We start from the raw sequence: 20,619 nt of genomic DNA, 5'->3' as shown, positions 1-20,619 counted from the left end.
ACGCATCCGCCGCCCGGACAGGCGGCGGCAGCACCGAGCAGGAACAGGCAACCGCGCCTGCTGTCCGCCCGTGGCGGCAGGGCACCGGCAGACAACGGGGACACGGGGACCAGCACCATCATGAACGCCGAACCGTACGACGTCATGCCGCAGGCCGATGCCACCGCCGGCGAAGTGCTGACCCGCTACCTGCACGAACGCGCCGCGGGCTTCCTGCGCGGGCTCAGCCTGCGCGGCGAGAACGAGGCCGAGGCCGACACGCTGCTGCGCGGCAGCGCCCGGCGGATCGGCGGGGCCCTGCACACCTTCGGGTCGCTCACCGACCCGGCGTGGGCCGAGCCGCTGCGCGCCGAGCTGGCCTGGCTGTCCAGCACGCTCGGCCGCGAGCCGCAGCACGCCGGGCGGCTGGCCCGGCTGCTCGACGCGCTGCGCCGGCTGTCGGTCACCGCACCCGAGGGGCAGGAGCCGGTGCTCGCGGGGGGCTCCGGCGCCACCAGGACCGCCAAGGCCGGGCCGTCCGCGCCACCGGCCGCACCCGCCGCGGGCGCCGGGCCGCTCGCGCTGGGCGCCGCCCGCGCCGGCGCGCTGCTGGAACGCCAGCTCACCCTGGCCCGCACCCGCGCCCACTCGGCGTCCCTGCAGGCCATGGGCTCCAGCCGGTTCCACGCGCTGGCCGACGCCATCGCCGTACTCGTCTCCGAGGTGCCGCTCTCGCCCGCCGCCGCCGGACCCGCGACGAACGTGCTGCCGCAGCTCGCCGGGCAGGCCTACCTGCGGCTCACCGACGCCGTCGGCGCACTGCCGCTGCACCGCGCCGCCCACCCGTACAACGCCGACGCCGTCCAGGCCTCCCTCGGCGCCGAGCTGACCGCCGACCTCCAGGACGCGCCCTGGCACCAGGTCCGCATCCTGCTGCGGCTCAGCCGCTACGCCGCCGAGGTGTCCGGCCCCGAGGACGACGGCACCGACCGGCAGCGGCTCGCCGACGCCGCCCGGCTGCTGGAACGCCACCGCGAGGCCGCCGAGTCCGCCGCGGCCGTCGCCTCCGCGGCCCGCACCCCGCGCATAGCGCCGGCGACCGCGTACGCCCTCGGCGTCCTGCACGCCGACCAGCGGCACGAGGTCGAGGCCGCGCGCTTCGCCTTCTCCCGGCTGTGGCAGCCCTCCCTCCCGGGGGCGCGCCGGGAATGACCACGCCCCCTCCCGGCCAGGACAGCCCCGCCGTACGCGCGGCGGGCACCGTCCTGTGGCGCGCCACGCCGGGCGGCATCGAGATCGCGCTCATCCACCGCCCCCGCTACGACGACTGGAGCCTGCCCAAGGGCAAGCTCAAACGCGGGGAGGGCTACGCGGCGGCCGCACTGCGCGAGACCCGCGAGGAGACCGGCCTCGACTGCGAACTCGGCGCCGCGCTGCCCGCCCGGCACTACCTCGTCGCCGGGCGCCCCAAGGAGGTCCGCTACTGGGCGGCCCGCGCGGCGGACGCGGGCGGCTTCGCCGCGAACGCGGAGGTGGACGCGATGGTGTGGCTCCCCCCGGCGGCCGCCCGCCACCGCCTCACCCACGACCGGGACCGCCCGCTCATCGATGCGCTGCTGCTGGCGCTGGCCTCCCCGAGAGCTGACCTCCCCCCACGGGGCGAGCACCCCTAGCCCGCGCCGCCGGGCACCCGTTTGTGCCTTTAGGGGCGCGGGGAACTGCGCGAGCAACCCACCACCGGCCGGTGGTCCGGATCGGACCGAAGAGGCCCCTTGGGTCGGTATCCGACCCGCGCCCCGGTGGGGGCGGGCCGCGCAGTTCCCCGCGCCCCTAAAAAAACGAGGGCCCGGCGCGGCGGCGCAAAAACGGGTGCTCGGCGCGGCAGCGAGGGGCACAAAGGGGCATCACCGGGCTGACGGGTGAGGTTCACCCGGCGTTCACTCGCCCCCGCAGGTCGCTTCACCTGATCTGCCTAATTTCGGCCTTACCGGCGGCCATCGGCCGCCAACGCGGAAACACCAACCCTCTGCTTCGCCGTGCACCGGCGGGCTCTCGGAAGGAACACACGAAGGTGAAGCTTCAGCGTAAGAGCGGGCTGCGGGCCCTGACCGTCGGCGCGGTCGCGATTACCGGTGCGCTGGTCCTGTCCGCCTGCGGCTCGGACGACAACAGCGACAGCAGCAGCTCGGACACGTCGACCTCGGCGGCCAGCACCACCGGCGGCTCGGGCGGTGACGCCAACGCGCTGGGCATCACCTGCGCCACCGGCCAGATCAAGGCTTCCGGCTCCAGCGCCCAGCAGAACGCGATCGAGGCCTGGGTCAAGGACTACCAGCAGTCCTGCAAGGGCTCGACGATCAACTACAAGACGTCGTCGTCCGGCGAGGGCATCGTCGACTTCAACCAGGGCACGGACGCCTTCGCGGGCTCCGACTCGCCGCTGAAGCCCGAAGAGGTCGACGCGTCGAAGAAGGTCTGCACCGGCGGCCAGGGCATCAACATCCCGATGGTCGGCGGCCCGATCGCCATCGGTTACAACCTGCCCGGCGTGGACAACCTGGTCCTGGACGGCTCGACCCTGGCGAAGATCTTCAACGGCAAGGTCACCACCTGGAACGACCAGGCCATCGCCAAGCTCAACCCGGGCGCCAAGCTCCCGAGCACCAAGATCCAGTCGGTGCACCGCCAGGACGACTCCGGCACCACGGACAACCTGACCAAGTTCCTCAAGGGCTCCGCCCCCGCCGACTGGCCGTACGAGCACGCCAAGGCGTGGGCCGCCAAGGGTGGCCAGGCCGCTCCGCAGTCCTCCGGTGTCGCCGCGCTGGTGAAGCAGACCGAGGGTTCGATCGGTTACTTCGAGCTGTCCTACGCGACCGCGAACAGCATCCCGACCGTCAAGATCAACACCGGCGCCCCGCAGCCGGTCGAGGCCACCACGGCCAACGCCTCCGCGGGCATCGGTGCCGCGAAGGTCGTCGGCACGGGCTCCGACCTGGCCCTGGACCTGAGCGCCGCGTACACGACCAAGGAGCCGAACGCCTACCCGATCGTCCTGGTCACGTACGAGATCGCCTGCGACAAGGGCAACAAGGCGGACACGCTCTCGCTGACCAAGTCCTTCCTGAACTACATCGCCAGCGAGCAGGGCCAGCAGAAGCTGTCCGCCGCCGGCTACGCCCCGCTCCCGACGGAGATCGCGACCAAGGTGCGCACCACCATCGGTTCGCTCTCCTGACCTCACGCGACGGGTCCCGCGGCCCTGAGGTCGCGGGGCCCGTCGCGTATCCGGTGCACCGCCGCCGGGGGACGCCCAGCGCCTCCCCCACCCAGACCGGAGAAACGATCACATGACAACCACCGCTCCACCCCCCACCAAACCCGAGCCACACCGGGCCAGCGGGCCCGTGACCCGGCCCGGTGACCGGATCTTCGCGGGGCTCGCCCGCGGATCCGGCATCCTGCTCCTCGTGGTGATGGCCGCGATAGCCATCTTCCTCACCACCCGCGCGGTCCACGCGATCTCCAAGGACCACGGAAACTTCCTCACCACCTTCGAGTGGACGCCGAGCCTGAACCCGCCGGTCTTCGGTATCGCGGTCCTGGCCTACGGCACGATCGTCAGCGCGGTCATCGCGATGCTCATCGCGGTGCCGATCGCGCTCGGCATCGCCCTGTTCATCACGCACTACGCGCCGCGCAGGCTCGGCGGCCCGATCGCCTTCGTGATCGACCTGCTCGCCGCCGTGCCCAGCATCATCTACGGCCTGTGGGGCGCCCTCTTCCTGGTGCCGCACCTGCGCGGGCTCAACCTCTGGCTGGACGACTACCTCGGCTGGACGGTCGTCTTCGACAAGCAGGACCCCAACTCGGCGGCCCGCTCGCTGTTCACCGTGGGCGTCCTGCTGGCGGTCATGGTGCTGCCGATCATCACCAACGTCAGCCGTGAAGTGATCAACCAGGTGCCCAAGATGCACGAGGAGGCGGCGCTCGCGCTCGGCGCGACCCGCTGGGAGGTCATCCGGCTGTCGGTCCTGCCCTTCGCGCGCTCCGGCATCATCAGCGCCTCCATGCTGGGCCTGGGCCGCGCGCTCGGCGAGACCATGGCGGTCGCGACCGTGCTGTCCGCCTCGCCCGAGCTGTCGGCGCACATCCTCGACCCGGTCGGCGGCACCTTCTCGCAGAACATCGTGTCGAAGTTCGGCGAGGCCGACGACTTCGGCCGGGACGCGCTGATCGCCTCCGGTCTGGTGCTGTTCCTCATCACCCTGCTGGTCAACGGTGCCGCGCGGATCATCATCCAGCGGCGCAAGGAGTACTCGGGGGCCAACGCATGACCGACGCGACCATCGACGAGGCGCCCGCCGCCCGTCCCGCCCCCGTCCGCCTGTCCACCCGGCACCTGCCCCGCTGGACCCCGCTGGCCATCGCCGCGGGCGCCATCGCGATCGGCTGCGGCATCGGCGCCGGCGCCGGGCTGAGCAGCCACATCCAGTGGGGTCTGATCGCCCTGCTGCTGTTCGTCCTGGGCTCCTACGTCATCACCGCCCAGGTCGAGGGCCGCCGCCAGGCCAAGGACCGGGTGGCCACCAGCCTGGTGTGGTCCAGCTTCGTGCTGGCCGTCATCCCGCTGTACTCCCTGGTGGAGACCACGATCGCCAAGGGAGCCGGCGTCATCGACGGCACCTTCCTGACCCACTCCATGAACAACGTGCTGACCATCCAGCCCGGCGGCGGCGTCTACCACGCCATCATCGGCACCCTGGAGCAGGTCGGCATCGCGACTGTGATCGCGGCCCCCATCGGCCTGCTGACCGCCGTCTACCTGGTGGAGTACGGCAAGGGCGCGCTCGCGAAGTGGGTGACCTTCTTCGTCGACGTCATGACCGGTGTCCCGTCGATCGTGGCCGGTCTGTTCATCCTGTCGATCTGGTTCGTGCTGCTGGACAAGGCACCGGCGAACGGCTTCGCGGGCTCCCTCGCGCTGGCGATCCTGATGCTGCCGGTCGTGGTCCGCTCGACCGAGGAGATGCTCAAGCTCGTCCCGAACGAGCTGCGCGAGGCCTCGCTCGCGCTCGGCGTGCCCAAGTGGCGCACGATCGTCAAGGTCGTCGTGCCGACGTCGATCGGCGGTATCACCACCGGTGTGATGCTGGCCGTCGCCCGTATCGCCGGTGAGAGCGCCCCGATCGCGCTGCTGGTGTTCGGCAGCAACCTGATCAACACCGACCCGTTCCACGACCCGCAGTCGTCGCTGCCGTACTACATCTACCAGCAGTACAAGAACGGCAACGACCCGAGCTACCAGCGGGCCTGGGGGGCCGCCCTGGTGCTCATCGCGTTCGTGATGATCCTGAACCTCGTCGCGCGGGCCGTCGCCCGCTGGAAAGCGCCGAAGGCCGGTCGCTGACGCGGCCATGCAACCAGTCAGCCAGACCGTCCCAGAAGAGAAGTGATCCAAGCCATGGCCAAGCGCATCGACGTCAGCGGCCTGTCCGCGTACTACTCCGCCCACAAGGCGATCGACGACATCTCCATGACCATCGAGCCCGGCTCGGTGACGGCCTTCATCGGCCCCTCCGGCTGCGGCAAGTCCACCTTCCTGCGCACCCTCAACCGCATGCACGAGGTCACCCCCGGCGGCCGGGTCGAGGGCAAGGTGCTGCTGGACGACGAGAACCTGTACGGCTCGGGCGTCGACCCGGTCACCGTCCGGCGCACCGTCGGCATGGTCTTCCAGCGCCCCAACCCGTTCCCCACCATGTCGATCTACGACAACGTGGCGGCGGGCCTCCGGCTCAACGGCATCCGCAGGAAGGGCGAGCTGGACACCATCGTCGAGCGCTCCCTCAAGGGCGCCAACCTGTGGAACGAGGTCAAGGACCGGCTGAACAAGCCCGGCTCGGGCCTGTCCGGCGGCCAGCAGCAGCGGCTGTGCATCGCCCGCGCCATCGCGGTCGAGCCCGAGGTGCTGCTGATGGACGAGCCCTGCTCGGCCCTCGACCCGATCTCCACCCTCGCCATCGAGGACCTGATCGGCGAGCTCAAGAACCGTTTCACCATCGTCATCGTGACGCACAACATGCAGCAGGCCGCGCGCGTCTCCGACCGCACCGCCTTCTTCAACCTGGCGGCCGTCGGCCAGCCCGGCAAGCTCATCGAGATCGACGAGACCGAGCGGATCTTCTCCAACCCGTCAGTGCAGGCCACCGAGGACTACATCTCGGGCCGCTTCGGGTGATCAAGACCGCCGTGCGGTGCTGCATGGCGGTGCCACCGCAAGGCGCAGGCCCCGCTCCCCGGAAGGGGGGCGGGGCCTGATCCGTGCCGCGGGCCGGGCACCGTGCGTCAGCCGAAGACCAGCGCGACGACCCAGTAGCACCCGGCGGCGACGAGCGCCGCGGCCGGCATCGTGATGAACCAGCCCGCGACGATGTTCTTGGCCACGCCCCAGCGCACCGCCTTGACCCGGCGGGTCGCGCCGACACCCATGATCGACGAGGTGATGACGTGTGTCGTGGAGATCGGCGCCTGGAAGATGTACGAGGTCGCGTAGAGGATCGACGCCGAGGTCGTCTCGGCCGCGAAGCCCTGCGGCGGGTCCAGGTCGATGATCCGGCGGCCCAGCGTGCGCATGATGCGCCAGCCGCCCGCGTACGTGCCCAGCGACATCATCGCCGCGCACACCAGCTTGACCCAGATGGGAATGCCGAAGCCCTTGCCCGGGTCGTGGATCACCAGCGCCAGCACCACGACGCCCATGGTCTTCTGCGCGTCCTGCAGGCCGTGGCCGAGGGCCATTCCGGCGGCCGACACCGTCTGCGCGATCCGGAAGCCGCGCTTGGCCTTGTGCGGGTTGGCGCGCCGGAAGAACCACAGGATCGCCAGCATCACCAGATAGCCCAGCACCAGACCGACCGCGGGCGACACGAACATCGGGATGACGACCTTGTCGACCACTCCCGACCAGTGCACCGCGATGCCCCCGGCGAGCGCCGCGCCCACCAGACCGCCGAACAGCGCATGGCTGGAACTCGACGGCAGACCGAAATACCACGTGACCAGATTCCACACGATCGCCCCGGCGAGCGCGGCGAACAGGATGCCCATCCCGGAGCGGCCCTCGGGGGTGTCGATCAGGCCCTTGCTGACCGTCTTGGCGACGCCGCTGCCCAGGAAGGCGCCCGCCAGGTTCATCACCGCGGCCATCGCCAGCGCCGCCCTGGGGGTCAGCGCCCGGGTCGACACGGAGGTGGCGATGGCGTTCGCGGAGTCGTGGAAGCCGTTGGTGTACGTGAAGAAGAGCGCCACCGCGATGGTGACGACCAGCACGAAGGTGTCCACGTGGGTCAGGACTCCTTGACCGCGATGGTCTCCACGGTGTTGGCCACGTGCTCGAACGCGTCCGCCGCCTCTTCCAGGACGTCCACGATCTGCTTGAGCTTGAGCACCTCGATGGCCTCGTACTTGCCGTTGAAGAGCTGTGCGAGCAGCTTGCGGTGGATCTGGTCGGCCTGGTTCTCCAGCCGGTTGACCTCGATCCAGTACTCGGTGAGGTTGGACATCGTGCGCAGGTTGGGCATCGCCTCCGCGGTCAGCTCCGCGGCCCTCGCCAGCACCTCGATCTGCTGCTCGACGCCCTTCGGCAGCTCCTCCACGTTGTAGAGGACGACCAGGTCAACGGCTTCCTCCATGTAGTCCATGATGTCGTCCAGCGAGCCGGCGAGAGTGTAGATGTCCTCCCGGTCGAAGGGCGTGATGAACGAGGAGTTCAGCTGGTGGAAGATCGCGTGGGTCGCGTCGTCCCCCGCGTGCTCCGCCGCCCGCATGCGCTCGGCGATCTCGACGCGGGTGGCCGAATCGGCTCCCAGCAGTTCCATGAGGAGCTTCGAACCGGTGACGATGTTGTCCGCGGAGGCGGCGAACATGTCGTAGAAGCTCGTCTCCCTGGGGGTCAGACGAAAGCGCACGTGGGTTCCTCGGGATACATGGGAGTCGTCTCATTGATGCTAGGCGCAACATCCGGCCACAGCTAACCGGCGCATCCAGTGTCGCCCATGGGACACAGTCCCCCGGACGGGGGATGCCTCGCACACGATATCGATTCGGTAAGATATACCCTCTAGGGGTATAAGGGGACAGAGAGGGCGGATGGCGGGATGACGGACGCGACGACGGAACGGGCGGCGGTGACGGAACCGGTGGCGGAACCAGCGGCTTCGGCAGCAGACGAGATTGTGGCGCCGCAGGGCCCGCATGGCTATAGCCATGACAAAGAGTCGCACCTGAAGCGGCTGCGCCGCATCGAGGGCCAGATCCGCGGACTCCAGCGGATGGTCGAGCAGGACGTCTACTGCATCGACATCCTCACCCAGGTGTCCGCCAGCACGAAGGGGCTCCAGTCCTTCGCCCTCCAGCTCCTGGAGGAGCACCTGCGGCACTGCGTCGCCGCCGCGGCGGTCGGCGGCGGACCGGAGATCGACGAGAAGGTCGCCGAGGCGACGGCGGCGATAGCGCGGCTGCTCCGCACCTAGCCGCCCTCAGCCGCACTCGGCCGCCCGCTACGGGCGGTGGACGCCCAGGACCTCGTCGATCCGGGCGAAGCTCAGCCGGTCCTCGACGGCGGTGGACGCGGCGATCATCAGCTCGCAGGTCAGCTCGATCTCGGCGAGAGCCACCGGATCGTCCTGGAGCGTAGCGCCGGGCGACGGCACCATTCCCCCTCCTCGCCGGGTGTGCGTCCTTTTGCGGCCGCGCATGCCTGCGGCCGCACATGCGGCCGTCCTCCAGCGTAGGGACACTCCTTGCCCCGCCGCATGGCACGTAATGACCATTTCCGGGGGCGCGCCGGGGTGCCTGCCGCGGTGACCCGCACGACCTCCCGCCGGTGGGTGGCTCCGCCGGGGGTGCCCTCTGCGCGGGGGGTCGGCGTTTTGGGGGCGCGGGGAACTGCGCGACAAGCCCACCACCGGGGGAAGGCCGCGCAAAGGACCCCCGGGGCAGCCCGGGGCGCGACCGCCGGGTCAGCCGGACGCCGGGTCAGCCGGACGCCGGGTCAGCCGGACGCGGGGGGAGAAACGATCTTGCCGGTCCAGATGTCCGCCGCCGGCGGAAGCCCCAGGGGCGGGACGGCCGCGCCGAACCCGGAGTACGTGGTCGTGGAGACGACCTCCACCGTGTGCCGGGCCGGCCCGTACGCGTACCGCAGCGTCACCCGGGCCGGCCGGCCCCCCGCGTCGACCCACACCTCGAAGGGCACCCGCCCCACCGCGAAGCCCTTCGCGGCGGCGGACAGCGCGACCGGCGGCCGGGGCCCGTACGCGCGCGCCGCCCGCGCGATGTCGAGGGTCCCGGTCAGGCGCCGTACGGGCACCCCGTCGAGCGTCCGCTCCCCCGCGAGCCGCGCGGTGAGCACCCCGCGGAGCAACTGCGCCGCGGCGAGCGGGTCGGTGGCGCCGCCGGTGACGAGATCGCCGTCGGGCAGCGCGGCGACATCGACACGTACCCACTTGTCCGCGGGCACACCCGCGCCCCGGTTCTTCATGTAGAGCGCGCCCGGCGTGAGCAGCTCGGTGACCGGCGCGTGCTCCTGCGCCCCGGCCGCGTCGCGCGGCAGGACGAGGGTGAGCGTGCCCCGCGCCTGCGCGTAGTCGTACCGGCCGCTGCCGGTGACGGTGACCCAGGTGCCGCCGCTGGCCATCCGCAGGGACGTGCCGACGAGCGAGCCGCCCGCCCGTACCAGCGTGCCCGCGGCGCCCCGGACCAGCGCCGCGGGGTCGGCGGCGGGGGCCGGGGCGGCCCGGCCGGTGTCGCCGTGGGCGGCGCCGCAGCCGGCCGGCAGCACCGTCGCGCACCAGGCCACGGCCACCGCGGTCACCGTCCGCAGCGCCGTGGACTTCGCCGCCGTCATCCCTCAACCATCCCCGTCGTCGCCTCGGCCCCTTCTCCGTAACGACGGTCGGAAGGGGCCCGTCACGCCCGTTACCGTGGTGGGGTGCCGCAGCTTCGTACCCACGACGAGACACATGCCGCCGAGGGCCACCGGACGTCGGTCACCGAGCGCGGCTCGTTCGCCACCGCGCGCTGCACGTGCGGCTGGCACGGCCCCGCCCGCAGGTCGCGCGACCGGGCCCGGCGCGACGCCCGGGAGCACACCGACGGCTGATCGCGTACCGCCCGCCGCCGACCGCAACCGGCGCCCGCCCGGTCACGTCTAGGACTGTGCAGACAGCCCTTGATCAGTTCCGGTCGCCGGCGACCCCGGCGGGATGCGGCGGTGAATCGCGTGAACGACCCGGTCCCCGGCTCCCGGCAACTGCGGCGGCGTAGCGCGCTCGCGGCCGGCGGCGCCCTCGCCGCGGCCTGGCTCAGCGGCTGCGGTCCCTCCGACGACGACGGCAAGGCGAGCGGCAGCACGGGCACCGGCACCCCGTCCGCGACCCCCGCCACCCCCACGTCCACGCCCGCCACCCCGTCCGCGAGCGTCCGCCCGCCGTCCGCCGCGGACTGGTCCGCGCTCGGCTCGGCCCTCCAGGGCACCCTGGTGCTCCCCAAGGACAGCGCCTACGCGACCGACCGGCGGCTGTACAACACCCGCTTCGACAACCTGCGCCCGGCGGCGATCGCGTACGTCACCGGCACCGACGACATCGCCCGCTGCCTGGACTTCGCCCACCGCACCGGCACGACCCCGGCGATCCGCAGCGGCGGCCACTCGTACGCGGGCTACTCCTCCGGCGACGGGCGGCTCGTCGTCGACGTCTCGCGGCTGAAGTCCGTCCGGCTGGACGGCACGGTCGCGACCGCCGCCGCGGGCGCCAAGCTCATCGACGTCTACGACACGCTCGGGCGGCAGGGCCGGACCGTCCCGGCCGGCTCCTGCCCCACCGTCGGCGTGTCCGGTCTCGCACTCGGCGGCGGTCACGGCGTCATGAGCCGCTCCATGGGCCTGACGTGCGACAACCTGATCGGCGCGACCCTGGTGACCGCGGACGGCACCGTCCACGAGATCTCCGAGGACAGCGAGCCCGACGTGCTGTGGGCGCTGCGCGGCGGCGGCTGCGGCAACTTCGGCGTCGTCACCTCGCTGCGCTTCACCACCCACCCCGCGCCCGCGGTCGTCACCGGGTACCTGACCTGGCCGTGGAGCCGGGCCGCCGACGTGGTGGCCGGCTGGCAGGGCTGGGGCCCGGACCAGCCCGACCACATATGGTCGGCGCTGCACCTGGACTGCGCGCCCGGCGGCTCCCCCACGGTGTCCGTGCCGATGCTCTCCAGCGGCTCGCGCGCCGACCTCGCCGCCGCGGCCGACAAGCTCGCCTCGGCCGTGGGCGCGGACGCCTCCTCCGTCTCGCTGCACCCGCACAGCTACCACGACGCGATGTTCTCCTACGCGGGCTGCGGCTCCTGGTCCGCCGCCCAGTGCCAGCTGGCCCCCGCGGGGCGGCTCGGGCGCGACACGTACACCGCGCGTTCCGACTTCTACGACACCGACCTGTCCGCGGCCGGGATCAGCGCGCTGCTCTCGCAGGTCCAGCGGCTGGCCGGAACGAAGGGCGGCGGGGCGGGCAGCGTCGCCCTGACCGCGCTGGGCGGCGCCGTCAACCGGGTGGACCCGACGGCGACCGCCTTCAGCCACCGCCGCTCGCGCTTCCTCGCCCAGTACCTGGCCTCCGGCGCTCTGTCGACGACCGGCTGGCTGAACACGACGCACGACGCGATGCGCCGCTACGCCTCGGGCGCGGCCTACCAGAACTACACCGACCCGGCCCTCACCGACTGGCGCACCGCCTACTACGGGCCGAACGCCGACCGGCTGTCCGCCCTCAAGCGCCGCCTGGACCCGGACCGGCTCTTCGACTTCCCGCAGGCGGTGTGAGACCGCCCCTGCGGGAGGGCGACGGGGCGGATCCCGGGCCGGAGGCGGCCGGAAAGCGCCTTGACGCCGGGTCAGGGCGGGGTCAGGCGGCGAGGTCCTTGTCGTCCGCACGGTGCCGGTGGTGGTGCGCGGCGGCCGCCCGCGTCCGGCGGTGCGGCTCGCGGCGCGGCGCCACCACCAGGAACCGGGCCCGCGTCCCGGCCACCCGCCGGGTCAGCGCGGTGAGGCCGACGAGCGCGAGGGGCGCCGGCAGCAGCACGGTCGCGGCCCCGAGGGCGAAGCCGCCGATGACGTCGGTCGGGTAGTGCGTGCCCAGGTAGACCCGGGTGAAGCCCTCGGCGAGCGCGACCACGAGGGCGACCGCCCCCGCCTTGCGGCTCACCATGAACAGCCCGACCGCGACCGCCGCGGCCAGCGCGGTGTGGTCGCTCACGAAGGACGTACCGTGGTGGCCGGAGACGAGCACGTCGATGCCGTCGTGGTCGGCGTACGGCCCGGGGCGCCGGACCAGCGCGCGCACGGGGAAGTCCAGCAGCACCGCGAGGCCCGCGGCCAGGACCGCCCACAGCACGCCGGCGACCGCGGCCGGGGCGTCGGCCGACCGCCGGGCCACCCGCCACCAGCACCACCCGGCGAGCAGCAGCGCCAGCGCCACCAGCCCGTACTCGCCGGCGAACGCCACGGCCCGGTCCACACCGTGCGGGGCCTGCTTGGCGAGGTCGTTGATCGATCGGAGCAGGGAGACGTCGGGGTTCGCGCTGTCGTTGGCGCCCTGTGCCATGGCGGTGGTGCCCCTCTAACAACTAGCAACTGACCGTGTCTCAGCGGCACGGCACGTCTGCAACCCCCGTCGCTTGCGTACCAGGCCATTGTCGCCCGTACAACGCCCGGCACTGTACGTAGCGTTCCGGTCTTCGCCAGAAGATCACCATGCTGTTATGCAAGGGTGACCGCACGGGCCGTTTGACGGCCGACCGTAGGCCAGAGGGTGACGCTCAGATGAGGAGCGGGCGAACCCACGGGCCGCGGCGGCAGCCCCGTCCACCCGCCGGACACTCTGCGTCAGGAGCCGTCAGGAACCGTCGGGAGCCGCCAGCAGCTGTCCGTAGCCGTCAGCAGCCTTCAGGAGCCGGGGGCGCCGTCCGGGGGTCAGGACGTGGCGGCCGCAGGCAGCGCCCGCGCGCCGTCCTGGGTGACCCGGGTCGCGCCGATGTAATCGGCTCCGTCGATCGGGTCGAACCGGATGAGCGCGCCGGTGTGCGGGGCGTTGATCATATGGCCGCCGCCGACGTAGATCCCCACGTGGTGGATGGTGCGCGGGTCGCTCAGGTTGGTGGCGAAGAAGACCAGGTCGCCCGGCAGCAGCTCGTCCCGCGCCGGGTGCGGCCCGGCGTTCCACTGGTCGGCGGCCACCCGCGGCAGCGTGATGCCCACCGACGCGTACGCGGCCTGCGTGAGCCCGGAGCAGTCGAACCGCCCGTCCTGCGCCGCCGTCCCCTCACCGCCCCACAGATAGGGGGTGCCGAGGCGCTGCTGCGCGAAGTAGATCGCCCCCGCCGCCTGCTGCGACGGCGCGACCGCCCCGATCGGCGCGGCGAAGCTCTTCTCCAGCGTGCGGATGCGCTTGACGTAGTTCTGCGTCTCCGCGTACGGCGGCACCCCGCCGGCCTTGATGACGGCGTAGGCGCCCGCGTTGTACGCCGCGAGCATGTTGTCGGTGACGTCGCCCGGCACGTTCTTCACGTACGACGCCAGGTCGCAGTCGTACTGCGCGGCCGACGGGATCGCGTCCTGCGGGTCCCACACGTCGGCCTTGCCGTCGCCGTTGCCGTCGATGCCGTGGGTGGCCCAGGTGCCGGGGATGAACTGGGCGATGCCCTGGGCGTTCGCCCCGCTCTGGGCGCGCGGGTTCCAGCCGCTCTCCTGATAGAGCTGGGCGGCCAGCAGCGCCGGGTTGAGCGCCGGGCACAGATCGCCCCAGTCGCGCACCAGCGACTGGTAGACGTCCGGCACCGCGCCCTTGGCCAGGCCCACCGCGTTCGTCCCGCGGCTCGCCAGGCCCGCGGCCGCCGAGAAGGTGCCCACGACCAGCAGGGCCAGGAAGGAGAAGAACAGGCCGGCACCGATGCCGAAGCCCATCCAGAGCTTACGCCCCATCAGTCTCCCCTCCCCTTCCGCCGGTCACCGGCCTCCGGCCTCCGGCCCCTCGCCGGACCCCTTCTGTCAGCTCGTCAGATCGTCGCCCCGTCATCTTCTCGGACGTCCGCCGCCGCACCACGCGGGAACGTGCGTTCCCCTCGTTGCCCAGCGGTTATGCTCGTGATACACAGAGTAGTCAAGCATGTCCCATCGAACACCGGTCCGTCCACCAGTCTGACGGCTCCGGGCCGGATCACACGGACGATCCGCCGAGAAAGTTGCCGAGCGACGCGCAACAGCGGAAACGTCCGTCAAGATAGATGCTGGCCCCTTGCGCCCCGGCAGGGGAGCCAACTGACAGAGCGGGGTGGTGAGTTACATGTTCGTGGCAGCCCCCAAGGGCGATATCAACACCATCATCGGCGGCATCGCGCCCGACTGGGGACCCTTCGGGTCACTGGGCCAGGAAGCCCGTGTGATGATCGAGGTGGTCATGGCGGTGGCGATCCTGCTGTGCCTGGCCATGGCGATCTGGGGTGCGGCCAAGCAGCGGATCGGTGCGACGGCGCTGCGCGACACCTTCAGCGCCGAGCAGGGCAAGGGACTGATCATCGCCGGACTGACCGGCGTGTTCATCATCGGCTCGCTCGGCACGCTGTTCACCATCGTCTACGGCATGGCCGTGTAGCCCGCTCACGCGCCCGGCCCCGCAGCGCCGGATCCGGGCCCCGTTCCGTTCTCGCCTCCTTCCTCCCGCCGGTTCCTCCCGCCTCTCCCGTCCGATCCGAGCAACGTCCCGCGGAGCCCGTCCCGGCTCCACTTCCCACCCGAGGCTGCGTGCTGATGCCCACTCGACCAAGCAGCGGAGCCGTCCGCCCGAACCGTGGCATCCGCACGCCCGCAACGCTCCGAGGGGCGGTCGCGCGATGAGCCTCGGCCAGGACGGACCCCCGACCAGGACCCGGCTGCCGGAAGGCCACTCCGCGCACGGCGGCACCCGCCGCCCGCAGCCGCGGCGCGCGCTGGTCACCGTCGTCGGCATCGTCGTGCTGCTGATCGCCGCGCTCGCCTTCGCCAACCGCGGCGACCACCCGTCCGCCGCGCACGACAACGCGGACGGCAGCGGCGGCACCCCGGGCAGTTCCACGAGTGGCTCCACGGGCAGCTCCACGGGCACCGCGACCGGCAGCCACGGCGCCAAGACCGCGCCCACCGACCCGACCGGGCAGCAGCCCGTCCAGGGCAAGAGCGCCGCCGGCATCCCGGCCGGCTTCGCCCACACCGACCAGGGCGCCCAGTCCGCGGCGGCCAACTACGCGGTCGCGCTCGGCTCCGCCGACATGTTCAACGCCACCCGGCGGCACGCCATCGTCACCGCCATCTACGACCCGTCCGTCAGCGCCACCTTCCAGCACGACCTGGACAGCGCCTACTCCGGCGACGCCCTCAAGAACCTCGGCCTCGACGCCGACGGCACCGCCCCGGACGGCCTCACCTTCGTCTCCCGCACCATCCCGATCGGCACCAAGGTCACCGCGGGCGGCGCCGCCGGCTCCGGCACCACGACCGTCGAGGTCTGGTGCACCGACCTCGTCGGCCTCGCCGGCACGGGCTCCACCAAGCCGGTCAGCACCGCCTGGTTCACCATCACCGAGCAGCTGGTCTGGTCGGGCGGCGACTGGAAGCTCCGTTCCTCCTCCCAGAAGGACGGCCCCGCCCCCGTCGCCGCCGACAACCAGGCCGCCTCCGCCGACGAAATCGCCGGCGCGGTCCGGGACTACGGAGGGTTCACGTATGCCAGGTAGCCGCCTCCTGCGCCGGTCCCTCGTGACCGCCGCCGTCCTCGCACTGAGCCTCGGCCCCGTCTCCGCGGCCCTGGCCGACACGCCGACGCCGGGGGCGACGGCGACAGCAACGGCGACGGCCACGGCCACGCCGACTGCAGCCCCGACGAACAACGCCTGCGACGGCCTCATCGGCGCGGCCAAGGACTATTGCACCAAGGGCGACACCGGCACCCCCGCCAAGGGCACCAACCCCACCGACTCCCTCGACCCCCTCTCCTCCCTCGCCAAGGGCTGCGGCAACGCCGCCGGGTGGACGATCGACAAGCTGTCGGCCGCGGTGACGAAGACGACCGCGGTCGACTTCACCAACACCTCCTTCCTCCGCCAGTACGCCGTCGTCTTCGCCGCGTCCACGATCCTGACGCTCATCCTGTGGCTGCTCGCGGTGGCCAAGCGGGCGGTGCGCGGGGTGCCGATGACGGAGGCGCTGACCGAGGCGGTCGGCTTCCTGTGGCTGACGGTGCTGGCGTCCGCGTTCACGCCGCTGATCCTCTACACCGTGGTGTCGGCGACCGACGCCGTCACGGATGTGATGTCGTCGGGCACGAAGTCCGACACCGACGTCTTCTTCGGCTCCTTCTCCGCCGCCCTCACCAAGGGCACGGACATCGGCGGCGGTCCGATCATGCTGATCGTGGTGTCGATGGTGTCGGTGCTGGCGGCGGGTGTGCTGTGGCTGGAGCTGGTGATCCGGGCGGCGCTGCTGTACGTGGGCGCGATGCTGGGCACCGCGGTGTACGCGGGGCTGGTGGACAAGAACATGTGGCACCACGTCAGGCGCTGGGCGGGGGTGATGATCGCGGTCATCCTGGTCAAGCCGGTGATCGTGATCGTGCTGGGCCTGGCGGGCGCGCTGTCCTCGTCGGACAACGGGCCGGACTCGTTCTCGGCCGTGGTGTCGGGTCTGGCGATCATCCTGCTGGCGATCTTCGCGAGCTTCATGATCTACCGCTTCGTGCCGGGCTTCGGCGACGACGTGGTCAACCTGCGCAACAGCCGCAAGGCGAGCGGCCAGAGCCAGGCGGCCGCGGTGATCTCGTCGCCGGCCGCGCTCGTCAAGCAGGGCATCAAGACGCACAGCGCCCGTGGCGGCCCGCAGGAGCAGGCCCAGGGCGGTGGCCCGCAGCCGTCGAACCCGGTGGCGGGCGGCATCGCGGCGCACAGCGCGCGCGGCGGCGGCCAGGGCGGTGGTGGCGCGACGCCACCCCGCCCGGGTGGCGGGGGCGGCGGCTTGGGGGCGCCTTTCCGGGCGAACCGGGGAACGGACAACGGCACTTCGCAGGGAGGTGATCGCGGGTGACGACCCAGTCCTTCACCCAGCCGCGGCGCACGTATCTGATCGGCAAGGCGCGGCCCAACGCGATCGTGGGCAAGAACCGCGAGACCGGTGAGATCGTGCTGATCGTGCTCGGCGCGGGGCTCGGCATGCTCAACGGGCTGCTGGTGCCGTTCCTGCTGCTGCGCATCGTCGGCCTGATCGGGTGGCCGGTGCTGGCGCTGGCCGCGGTCTTCCTGCCGTACCGCAGGCGGACGTTCTACCGCTGGTTCGAGATCAACCGCACCTACCGCCGTACGCTGCGGGTCGCGCCGACGTACCGGTCGTCGGTGCAGGAGGCGGGCACGGCGCTGGACGGGCGGGAGGTCGAGGTGGGGCCGCCGCCGGGGATCGGGCGGATCAGCTGGCTCGCGGCGCCGTTCGGGCCGGACGAGATCGCGGTGCTGCTGCACGTGGACCGGCGGACTGTGACGGCGGCGATCGAGATCGAGGGTCCGGGCGTGGGCCTGCGGGACAGCGAGGACCAGGAGGCCCTGGTCGAGCGGTTCGGCACGCTGCTGAAGCATGTGGCCAACGGCGACGGCTTCGTCACCCGGCTGCAGATGCTGGCCCGTACGCTGCCCGCCGATCCGGACGCGCACGCCAAGGACGTGGCCCAGCGCGGCGACCCGGAGGCCGAGCGGTGGCTCAAGGACTCCTACGACCAGCTCCAGTCGATGGTGTCGACGTCCTCCGAGCAGCACCGCGCCTACCTGGTGGCGTGCATGCACTTCACCCGTGAACTGGCGGCCGAGGGCAACGCGCTGGCGCGGGCGTCGAGCGGGCGCGGCCGCAAGGTCGACAAGGACGCGGGGCTCGCGGCGGTCATGGCGCGCGAGCTCAACGACATCTGTGCGCGGCTGGCGGAGGCCGACATCCGGGTGCGGCAGCCGCTGGGCCAGGCCCGGCTGGCGTCGCTCATCCACTCGATGTACGACCCGGACCACCCCATCGACCACATCCAGGCGATGACCCGGCGCAACGCGTGGCCGGCCGAACTGGACGCGACCGAGCCGACGTTCCTCCAGGCCAAGACGCGCGAGTCGACGACGCGGGCGCCCTGGCACCACTCCACGGCGTGGGTCAAGGAGTGGCCGATGACCCCGGTGGGCGTCAACTTCCTGGCGCCGCTGCTGGTCCACACCCCGGACGTGATCCGTACGGTCGCGGTGACGATGGATCTGGAGCCGACCGATGTCGCGATCGAGCGGATGCTGACGGAGAAGACCAACGACGACGCCGAGGCGAGCCGCGCCGCGAAGATGAACCGCACCGTGGACCCGCGCGACATCGCGCACCACGGCCGGATCGACCAGCGCGGCGAGGACCTGGCGAGCGGTGCGGCCGGGGTGAACCTGGTGGGCTACCTCACGGTGTCCTCGCGCTCCCCGGAAGCGCTGGCGCGCGACAAGCGCACCATTCGCGCTTCCGCCGGTAAGTCGTATTTGAAGCTTGAGTGGTGCGATCGTGAGCACCACCGGGCATTCGTCAATACGTTGCCGTTCGCCACCGGCATCCGCCGCTAGTCGCCGTCCTGAGGAGGCCGTCGCCATGCCCATGCTGGACCCGCTCGCGGCGCTCACCGAGGCGTTCACCAGCTTCCTGTTCGGCCGTGTCGAGACCACCCGGCTGCCGGTGCGCACCTCGACGGGGCAGGCGCAGGCGGTCTACCTGCCGACGGCGGCGCCGGGCCTGGGCGACTCCGGGGTGATCATCGGCCGCGAGGTCTACTCGGGCAAGGGCTACATCTACGACCCCTTCCAGCTCTACGGCCAGCAGCTGCCCGCGCCGCACTGGCTGGTGCTGGGCGAGTCCGGCAACGGCAAGTCGGCGCTGGAGAAGACGTACGTGCTGCGCCAGCTGCGCTTCCGGGACCGCCAGGTGGTCGTGCTGGACGCGCAGGGCGAGGACGGCGTCGGCGAGTGGAACCTCATCGCGCAGGCGATGGGCCTGACCCCGATCCGGCTGGACCCGATGGCGGCGCTGGACGGCGGCATCAAGCTCAACCCGCTGGACCCGGCGATCACCGTGACCGGCCAGCTGGCGCTGCTGCGCACCATCATCGAGGTCGCGATGGGCCGCGGGCTGGACGAGCGCTCGGGCTTCGCGCTGAAGGTCGCGCACGCCTACGTGGCCGACACGGTGACGGACCGCCAGCCCATCCTGACCGACATCGTCGAGCGGCTGCGGCACCCGATGCCGGAGTCCGCCGAGGCGATGAACGTCGACCTGGACGACGTACGGGCCTGGGGCCTGGACGTGGCGCTGGTGCTCGACCGGCTGGTGGACGGCGACCTGCGCGGCATGTTCGACGGGCCGACGAGCGCGGGCATCGACCTGGATTCGCCGCTCATCGTCTTCGACCTCTCGCACATCGACCGCAACTCGATCGCGATGCCGATCCTGATGGCGATCGTCGGCGTGTGGCTGGAGCACACGTGGATCAGGCCCGACCGGAAGAAACGCATCTTCCTGGTCGAGGAGGCCTGGCACATCATCAACTCCCCCTTCGTGGCGCAGCTCTTCCAGCGGCTGCTGAAGTTCGGCCGCCGCCTCGGCCTGTCCTTCGTCGCCGTCGTGCACCACCTGTCGGACGTCGTGGACGGGGCCGCCGCCAAGGAGGCCGCGGCGATCCTGAAGATGGCCTCGACCCGCACGATCTACGCCCAGAAGGCGGACGAGGCGCGCGCGACGGGACGAGTGCTGGGGCTGCCACGCTGGGCGGTCGAGATCATCCCGACACTGACGCCGGGCATCGCGGTGTGGGACGTCAACGGCAACGTACAGGTCGTCAAACACCTGATCACCGAGGCCGAACGCCCCCTGGTCTTCACCGACCGCGCCATGACCCAGTCCTCCTCGGAGCACGCCGCCGACATGGCGGAGGCGGAAGCCGAGGCCGAGGCACGGGCGGAGGCGCACGCCGCCGCCCAGGTCGCCCTCGCCAAGCAAATGGCCGACGACGCGGTGGCGTGAGGCGGGGGCATGGCGGCGCAGAAGCGGGAGCAGAACGGCGGCGGCCTGCCGGACGGGCTGGTCGTCGGCATCATCGCGTTCCTGCTGGGCGTCACGCTGCTGGTGTGGACGGCCACCGGTATCGCGGGGCTGCTGGCGCACGGCTCGTGGCCCGCGGGGCTGCACTTCACCCGCACCCCGCGGGCGATGCGGGCGCTGGTCGGCCAACCGCACGACATCCCCGCCGCGTGGCCGGACGCCGAAGCGGGCGGGCTCTCGGGCCCGGGGCTGTTCTGGGGCATCTTCATCGGGCAGTTCATGGTGCTGTTCACGGTCGCGGTGTGGACGATGAACGTGACGGCCCAACTGCGCGGCAAGGGCCGCCGCCCCGTCCCCAGGCCGGTACCCGTGGCCGCCGCCGCCGAGCCGGGGCCCGCGCCCGAGCCGGTCGCAGGCCCGGCGGAGGCCCCGGCGGACGTGCCCGCGCCGCGCCGCCGCGGCCGCGC

Annotated in this window: 20 protein-coding genes and 1 pseudogene; 15 read left to right on the top strand and 6 right to left on the bottom strand. The window is 72.0% G+C overall.

The window, feature by feature from the left end; all coding sequences use genetic code 11:
• Window positions 1-120: 120 nt before the first annotated feature.
• The 6 genes from ACWERV_RS25440 (at window position 121) to pstB (ending at window position 6,220) form a co-directional block, all read left to right on the top strand.
• Window positions 121-1,191, top strand: coding sequence for a CHAD domain-containing protein (locus ACWERV_RS25440; protein ID WP_452937038.1), 1,071 nt, complete (start codon window positions 121-123; stop codon window positions 1,189-1,191).
• Window positions 1,188-1,652, top strand: coding sequence for an NUDIX hydrolase (locus ACWERV_RS25435; protein ID WP_398191996.1), 465 nt, complete (start codon window positions 1,188-1,190; stop codon window positions 1,650-1,652). Before ACWERV_RS25440 ends, ACWERV_RS25435 begins: the two co-directional genes overlap by 4 nt.
• A gap of 398 nt (window positions 1,653-2,050) precedes the next feature.
• Window positions 2,051-3,217: a phosphate ABC transporter substrate-binding protein PstS gene (gene pstS, locus ACWERV_RS25430; RefSeq protein WP_452937035.1), complete on the top strand. Its 1,167-nt coding sequence runs from the start codon at window positions 2,051-2,053 to the stop codon at window positions 3,215-3,217.
• 112 nt (window positions 3,218-3,329) lie between these two features.
• The gene (gene pstC / locus ACWERV_RS25425) at window positions 3,330-4,316 is read left to right on the top strand and encodes a phosphate ABC transporter permease subunit PstC (RefSeq protein ID WP_452937033.1); all 987 of its coding nucleotides are present in this window, start codon (window positions 3,330-3,332) and stop codon (window positions 4,314-4,316) included.
• A complete protein-coding gene (pstA, locus tag ACWERV_RS25420) occupies window positions 4,313-5,389 on the top strand; it encodes a phosphate ABC transporter permease PstA (RefSeq protein WP_452937030.1) in 1,077 nt (358 codons plus the stop codon). Before pstC ends, pstA begins: the two co-directional genes overlap by 4 nt.
• Window positions 5,390-5,443: 54 nt before the next feature.
• Window positions 5,444-6,220 carry a phosphate ABC transporter ATP-binding protein PstB gene (pstB, locus tag ACWERV_RS25415; RefSeq protein WP_398191988.1) on the top strand — a complete coding sequence of 259 codons (777 nt, stop codon included), beginning with the start codon at window positions 5,444-5,446 and terminating at the stop codon, window positions 6,218-6,220.
• A 107-nt stretch (window positions 6,221-6,327) separates the two neighbouring features.
• Here pstB and ACWERV_RS25410 read toward each other — a convergent pair whose 3' ends face one another.
• Both ACWERV_RS25410 and ACWERV_RS25405 read right to left on the bottom strand, forming a co-directional pair.
• A complete protein-coding gene (locus tag ACWERV_RS25410; protein ID WP_452937027.1) occupies window positions 6,328-7,323 on the bottom strand; it encodes an anion permease in 996 nt (331 codons plus the stop codon).
• A 5-nt stretch (window positions 7,324-7,328) separates the two neighbouring features.
• Complete coding sequence (locus tag ACWERV_RS25405; protein WP_398191984.1) at window positions 7,329-7,949, bottom strand: DUF47 domain-containing protein; 621 nt, start codon at window positions 7,947-7,949, stop codon at window positions 7,329-7,331.
• Between the two features lie 189 nt (window positions 7,950-8,138).
• Here ACWERV_RS25405 and ACWERV_RS25400 point away from each other — a divergent pair, with 189 nt between their 5' ends.
• The gene (locus tag ACWERV_RS25400; RefSeq protein WP_398191982.1) at window positions 8,139-8,513 is read left to right on the top strand and encodes a metal-sensitive transcriptional regulator; all 375 of its coding nucleotides are present in this window, start codon (window positions 8,139-8,141) and stop codon (window positions 8,511-8,513) included.
• 27 nt (window positions 8,514-8,540) lie between these two features.
• Here the strand turns inward: ACWERV_RS25400 and ACWERV_RS25395 are convergent, their stop codons facing one another.
• Window positions 8,541-8,696, bottom strand: coding sequence for a hypothetical protein (locus ACWERV_RS25395; RefSeq protein WP_398191980.1), 156 nt, complete (start codon window positions 8,694-8,696; stop codon window positions 8,541-8,543).
• Window positions 8,697-9,034: 338 nt separating this feature from the next.
• Window positions 9,035-9,889 carry a hypothetical protein gene (locus tag ACWERV_RS25390; protein WP_452937021.1) on the bottom strand — a complete coding sequence of 285 codons (855 nt, stop codon included), beginning with the start codon at window positions 9,887-9,889 and terminating at the stop codon, window positions 9,035-9,037.
• An 84-nt stretch (window positions 9,890-9,973) separates the two neighbouring features.
• Here ACWERV_RS25390 and ACWERV_RS25385 point away from each other — a divergent pair, with 84 nt between their 5' ends.
• Together ACWERV_RS25385 and ACWERV_RS25380 are read left to right on the top strand one after the other, a co-directional pair.
• A complete protein-coding gene (locus tag ACWERV_RS25385; RefSeq protein ID WP_398191977.1) occupies window positions 9,974-10,144 on the top strand; it encodes a hypothetical protein in 171 nt (56 codons plus the stop codon).
• 120 nt (window positions 10,145-10,264) lie between these two features.
• Window positions 10,265-11,857, top strand: coding sequence for an FAD-binding oxidoreductase (locus ACWERV_RS25380; RefSeq protein WP_452937018.1), 1,593 nt, complete (start codon window positions 10,265-10,267; stop codon window positions 11,855-11,857).
• Between the two features lie 82 nt (window positions 11,858-11,939).
• On the opposite strand, the gene ACWERV_RS25375 is transcribed toward ACWERV_RS25380, so the two are convergent.
• Entirely contained in the window at window positions 11,940-12,638 is a 699-nt protein-coding gene (locus tag ACWERV_RS25375) for a phosphatase PAP2 family protein (RefSeq protein WP_452937015.1), read from the bottom strand.
• 368 nt (window positions 12,639-13,006) lie between these two features.
• Window positions 13,007-14,014, bottom strand: a complete 1,008-nt coding sequence (locus ACWERV_RS25370) for a bifunctional lytic transglycosylase/C40 family peptidase (RefSeq protein WP_398191971.1) — start codon at window positions 14,012-14,014, stop codon at window positions 13,007-13,009.
• A gap of 361 nt (window positions 14,015-14,375) precedes the next feature.
• Here ACWERV_RS25370 and ACWERV_RS25365 point away from each other — a divergent pair, with 361 nt between their 5' ends.
• From ACWERV_RS25365 to ACWERV_RS25340, 6 genes and pseudogenes are all read left to right on the top strand, one after another.
• Window positions 14,376-14,684 (top strand): hypothetical protein, encoded by a 309-nt coding sequence (locus tag ACWERV_RS25365; RefSeq protein WP_031524459.1) that lies wholly within the window; start codon window positions 14,376-14,378, stop codon window positions 14,682-14,684.
• A 238-nt stretch (window positions 14,685-14,922) separates the two neighbouring features.
• Window positions 14,923-15,801: a hypothetical protein gene (locus tag ACWERV_RS25360; protein ID WP_452937012.1), complete on the top strand. Its 879-nt coding sequence runs from the start codon at window positions 14,923-14,925 to the stop codon at window positions 15,799-15,801.
• Window positions 15,791-17,143 (top strand): hypothetical protein, encoded by a 1,353-nt coding sequence (locus ACWERV_RS25355; RefSeq protein WP_452937009.1) that lies wholly within the window; start codon window positions 15,791-15,793, stop codon window positions 17,141-17,143. The genes ACWERV_RS25360 and ACWERV_RS25355 overlap by 11 nt, the downstream gene beginning before the upstream one ends.
• The gene (locus tag ACWERV_RS25350) at window positions 17,140-18,684 is read left to right on the top strand and encodes an SCO6880 family protein (RefSeq protein ID WP_398191966.1); all 1,545 of its coding nucleotides are present in this window, start codon (window positions 17,140-17,142) and stop codon (window positions 18,682-18,684) included. The genes ACWERV_RS25355 and ACWERV_RS25350 overlap by 4 nt, the downstream gene beginning before the upstream one ends.
• A gap of 31 nt (window positions 18,685-18,715) precedes the next feature.
• On the top strand, window positions 18,716-20,134 hold the full coding sequence (locus tag ACWERV_RS25345; RefSeq protein WP_398192143.1) for an ATP-binding protein: 1,419 nt from the start codon (window positions 18,716-18,718) through the stop codon (window positions 20,132-20,134).
• Window positions 20,135-20,143: 9 nt separating this feature from the next.
• Window positions 20,144-20,619 (top strand): annotated as a pseudogene (locus tag ACWERV_RS25340) (type VI secretion protein); the annotation flags it as partial.

The sequence above is a fragment of the Streptomyces sp. NPDC004031 genome (genome assembly GCF_053604375.1).
This window is presented reverse-complemented; position numbering and strand designations above follow the sequence as displayed.